Genomic DNA, 4011 nt, shown 5'->3' with positions numbered 1-4011 from the left:
CGGCGCGTCCAGGATCGGCGCGCCGCCATGGCCGAACACCACGGCGCTCTGCCCCAGCGCGCCGGCATAGATCCGCGCCTGCTCGCGCAGGGCCATGACCTCGGCTTCCAGCAGGCTGTTCTGGAACTGGCTCAGATAGAGCAGCGTCACCGCCAGCACCATCAGCGGCAGCACGTTGACCAGCAGCACCCGCCGCATCAGCGGCGAGACCAGGCGCGTGCGATATTCCCGATAGGCCGCCGCCGCGTCGCGGTTCAGGTTCTCGCCGCCGGTCTCGGCCCCCCGGCGTAGCCAGGTGAACGGATCGGGCAGCGCCGTCACCAGGTTGCCGATGCGCACTCACTCCTCCTTGTAGCGATAGCCGATCCCGTACAGCGTCTCGATCTGGTTGAACTCCTCGTCCACCTGGCGGAATTTCTTGCGCACCCGCTTGATGTGGCTGTCGATGGTGCGGTCGTCGACATAGATGTTCTCGCCGTAGGCGGCGTCGATCAACTGGTCGCGCGACTTGACCAGCCCGGGCCGCGCCGCCAGCGCCTTGACCAGCAGGAACTCGGTCACCGTCAACTGGATGTCCTTCCCGCGCCACAGGCACTGGTGCCGCGTCTCGTCCAGCGACAGGTCGCCGCGCACCATCGTGCCGCCGCCGCCCGCTCCGCCCGCCTCGTTGCGGGTGGCGTCGTTGCGGCGCAGCAGCGCGCGGATGCGCTCGAGCAGCAGTCGCTGCGAGAACGGCTTGGTGATGTAGTCGTCCGCCCCCAGGCGCAGCCCCATCAACTGGTCGACCTCCTCGTCCTTCGACGACAGGAAGATCACCGGCAGGTGGGACCGGCTGCGCAGGCGTTGCAGCAGTTCCATCCCGTCCATGCGGGGCATCTTGATATCCAGCACCGCCAGGTCGACCGGCCGGGTCGTGATTCCGTGCAGGGCGCTCTCGCCGTCCGTATAGGTGCGGACGCAGAAGCCCTCGGCCTCCAGCGTCATCTGCACCGAGGTCAGGATGTTTCGGTCGTCGTCGACCAGGGCGATCGTGTGTTTCGTCGGCTCCATCGCGGCGTTCTCGCTCCCTGCCGACAACCCCGCCGGCCTTGCTGGTCACATCGTCCGCGCCATCATAGCGCCAGGAACAAGGCGCTGTCATGGCAGGCGCCGATGACCATCCGTCCATGTCCCTTACAGGAGACGGACCACGAGGTCCCGGGCAGGGGGACAGGGACGCGGAAACGTCATGGTCGGCCATGCCGCAATGCCTTGTCCAACGGCGCGCGGTGACCTACTTCAAGACGCATGAGCCACGATACCGACCCGACCGAAGCCACTGGCCATATCCCTGGCCAGGCCACCGGCAACGACCAGGACACAGCCCGGATGGACAGTGAAGAGATGGATACCGCCCAGACCGCGACGGCCGACGCCTCCCCCGAAACCGGACCCGAAGCCCGGATCCAGGAGCTGGAGGCCGCGCTGGAGGACATGCGCGAACGCTGGATGCGCTCGGAGGCCGAGATGCAGAACCTTCGCGCGCGCACCAAGCGCGAACTGGACGATGCGCGGCAATACGCGACGCAGAAATTCGCCCGCGACGTGGTCGAGGCTGCCGAGAACCTCAAGCGCGCGCTGGCCAGCCTGCCCCATGCCACCGAGGGCGAGGACCGGCTGATCGCCCGCATGCGCGAGGGGATCGAGAGCACCGAACGGTCCTTTATCGGCATCCTGGAACGGCACGGCATCTCGGCCACCGACCCGGCCGGCGCGCCGTTCGACGCCAACCACCACCAGGCGATGGCCGAGCAGCACAGCGAGGACCATCCCCCGGGCACGGTCATCCAGGCCTGGACCCCGGCCTGGAAGCTGCATGGCCGCCTGCTGAAGCCGGCGATGGTCGTCGTGTCCAAGGGCGCGCCGCCCGCCGACACGCCCGCATCCGACAAGACCGGCGCCTGATTCCCGGCGCCGCCCAGACCGGCGTCCCGACCGGCATCCGGAATCGCCCCGGATTTGCGCCGGAATTGCCCTTGAAAGGGATACCCGGTCTGAATACATGCTGGACAGATCCGGCGGTGCGGGCGCCAGCACGCAGTGTGGCGGACAAGGCAGATCATCAGGTGCGGCGGACCATCCGCGCCACCTGCCGGACCATAATGGGTTCTAGGGTCCTTTCCGGTGCTTCGGGCCGGTCGGGACCGCTGAAAGGAGAATATGAATGAGCAAGGTTATCGGCATCGACCTCGGCACGACCAATTCGTGCGTCGCCATTCGCGAGGGGGACGAGACCCGCGTCATCGAGAACAGCGAAGGTGCGCGCACCACCCCGTCGATGGTCGCCTTTACCGATAGCGGCGAAATGCTGGTCGGCCAGGCCGCCAAGCGCCAGGCCGTCACCAACCCCGCCAACACGCTGTATGCGGTCAAGCGCCTGATCGGCCGCCGCTATGACGACCCGACCGTGACCAAGGACAAGGCCCTGGTCCCCTATGCGATCGTCCCCGGCGACAACGGCGACGCGTGGGTCGAGGCGCAGGGCAAGAAATACGCCCCGTCGCAGATCGCGGCCTTCGTGCTGGGCAAGATGAAGGAAACGGCCGAGTCCTATCTGGGCGAGAAGGTGACCCAGGCGGTCATCACGGTGCCGGCCTACTTCAACGACGCGCAGCGCCAGGCAACCAAGGATGCCGGCCGCATCGCGGGGCTGGACGTGCTGCGCATCATCAACGAGCCGACGGCGGCCGCCCTGGCCTATGGGCTGCAGAAGAAGAACAGCGGCACGATCGCGGTCTACGACCTGGGCGGCGGCACGTTCGACGTGTCGGTCCTGGAAATCTCGGACGGCGTGATCGAGGTGAAGTCGACCAACGGCGACACCTTCCTGGGCGGCGAGGATTTCGACGCGCGCATCATCGCCTATCTGGCCGACGAGTTTAAGCGCGAGCAGGGCATCGACCTGCGCGCCGACAAGCTGGCCCTGCAGCGCCTGAAGGAAGCGGCGGAAAAGGCGAAGATCGAGCTGTCCTCCTCCAAGGAGACCGAGATCAACCTGCCCTTCATCACCGCCGACGCCTCGGGGCCGAAGCACCTGGTGCTGAAGCTCAGCCGCGCGAAGCTGGAAAGCCTGGTCGACGACCTGATCCAACGCACGATGGATCCGTGCCGCGCCGCGCTCAAGGACGCGTCCGTCTCGGCGGCGGAAATCGACGAGGTGATCCTGGTCGGCGGCATGACCCGCATGCCCAAGGTCATCGAGGCGGTGAAGCAGTTCTTCGGCAAGGAGCCGGCCCGCAACGTGAACCCCGACGAGGTCGTGGCGATCGGTGCTGCGGTGCAGGGCGCGGTGCTGAAGGGCGACGTGAAGGACGTGCTGCTGCTCGACGTCACCCCGCTCTCGCTGGGGATCGAGACGCTGGGCGGCGTGTTCACCCGCCTGATCGACCGCAACACCACCATCCCGACCAAGAAGAGCCAGACCTTCTCGACCGCCGAGGACAACCAGAGCGCGGTGACCATCAAGGTGTTCCAGGGCGAGCGCGAGATGGCGGCCGACAACAAGCTGCTGGGCAATTTCGACCTGACCGGCATCGCCCCCGCCCCGCGCGGCATGCCGCAGATCGAGGTGACGTTCGACATCGACGCCAACGGCATCGTGTCGGTCTCGGCCAAGGACAAGGCGACCGGCAAGGAACAGCAGATCAAGATCCAGGCATCGGGCGGCCTGTCCGACGCCGACATCGAGAAGATGGTCAAGGACGCCGAGGCGAACGCCGCGGCCGACAAGGCCAAGAAGGATCTGGTCGAGGCCCGCAACCATGCCGAAGGGCTGGCGCATCAGGTCGAGAAGTCGCTGGCCGAAGCCGGCGACAAGGTCCCGGCCGGTGACAAGGCGGCGGCCGAGGCGGCGATCGCCGATGTCCGCAAGGCCCTGGAAGGCAGCGACGCCGCCGCGCTCAAGAGCGCGTCCGATGCGCTGTCCCAGGCGGCGATGAAGATCGGCGAGGCCGTCTACAAGGCCGGCCAGGC

General features: G+C 67.2%; 4 protein-coding genes. 2 read left to right on the top strand and 2 right to left on the bottom strand.

The features are described 5' to 3' along the window. A partial coding sequence (locus HUK84_RS11770) for a sensor N-terminal transmembrane domain-containing protein (RefSeq protein ID WP_246285640.1) occupies window positions 1–258 on the bottom strand: 258 nt, incomplete at its 3' end. An 81-nt stretch (window positions 259–339) separates the two neighbouring features. Continuing rightward, window positions 340–1050 carry a response regulator transcription factor gene (locus tag HUK84_RS11765; protein WP_176640461.1) on the bottom strand — a complete coding sequence of 237 codons (711 nt, stop codon included), beginning with the start codon at window positions 1048–1050 and terminating at the stop codon, window positions 340–342. 333 nt (window positions 1051–1383) lie between these two features. On the opposite strand from HUK84_RS11765, the gene HUK84_RS11760 reads away from it, so the two are divergent. Continuing rightward, the gene (locus tag HUK84_RS11760; RefSeq protein ID WP_246285639.1) at window positions 1384–1944 is read left to right on the top strand and encodes a nucleotide exchange factor GrpE; all 561 of its coding nucleotides are present in this window, start codon (window positions 1384–1386) and stop codon (window positions 1942–1944) included. A 259-nt stretch (window positions 1945–2203) separates the two neighbouring features. Continuing rightward, window positions 2204–4011: molecular chaperone DnaK (gene dnaK, locus HUK84_RS11755; protein WP_176640460.1), on the top strand; the 1808-nt coding region annotated here is incomplete at its 3' end.

The organism is Nguyenibacter vanlangensis (assembly GCF_013376155.1).
GTDB classification, from domain to species: domain Bacteria; phylum Pseudomonadota; class Alphaproteobacteria; order Acetobacterales; family Acetobacteraceae; genus Gluconacetobacter; species Gluconacetobacter vanlangensis.
This window is presented reverse-complemented; position numbering and strand designations above follow the sequence as displayed.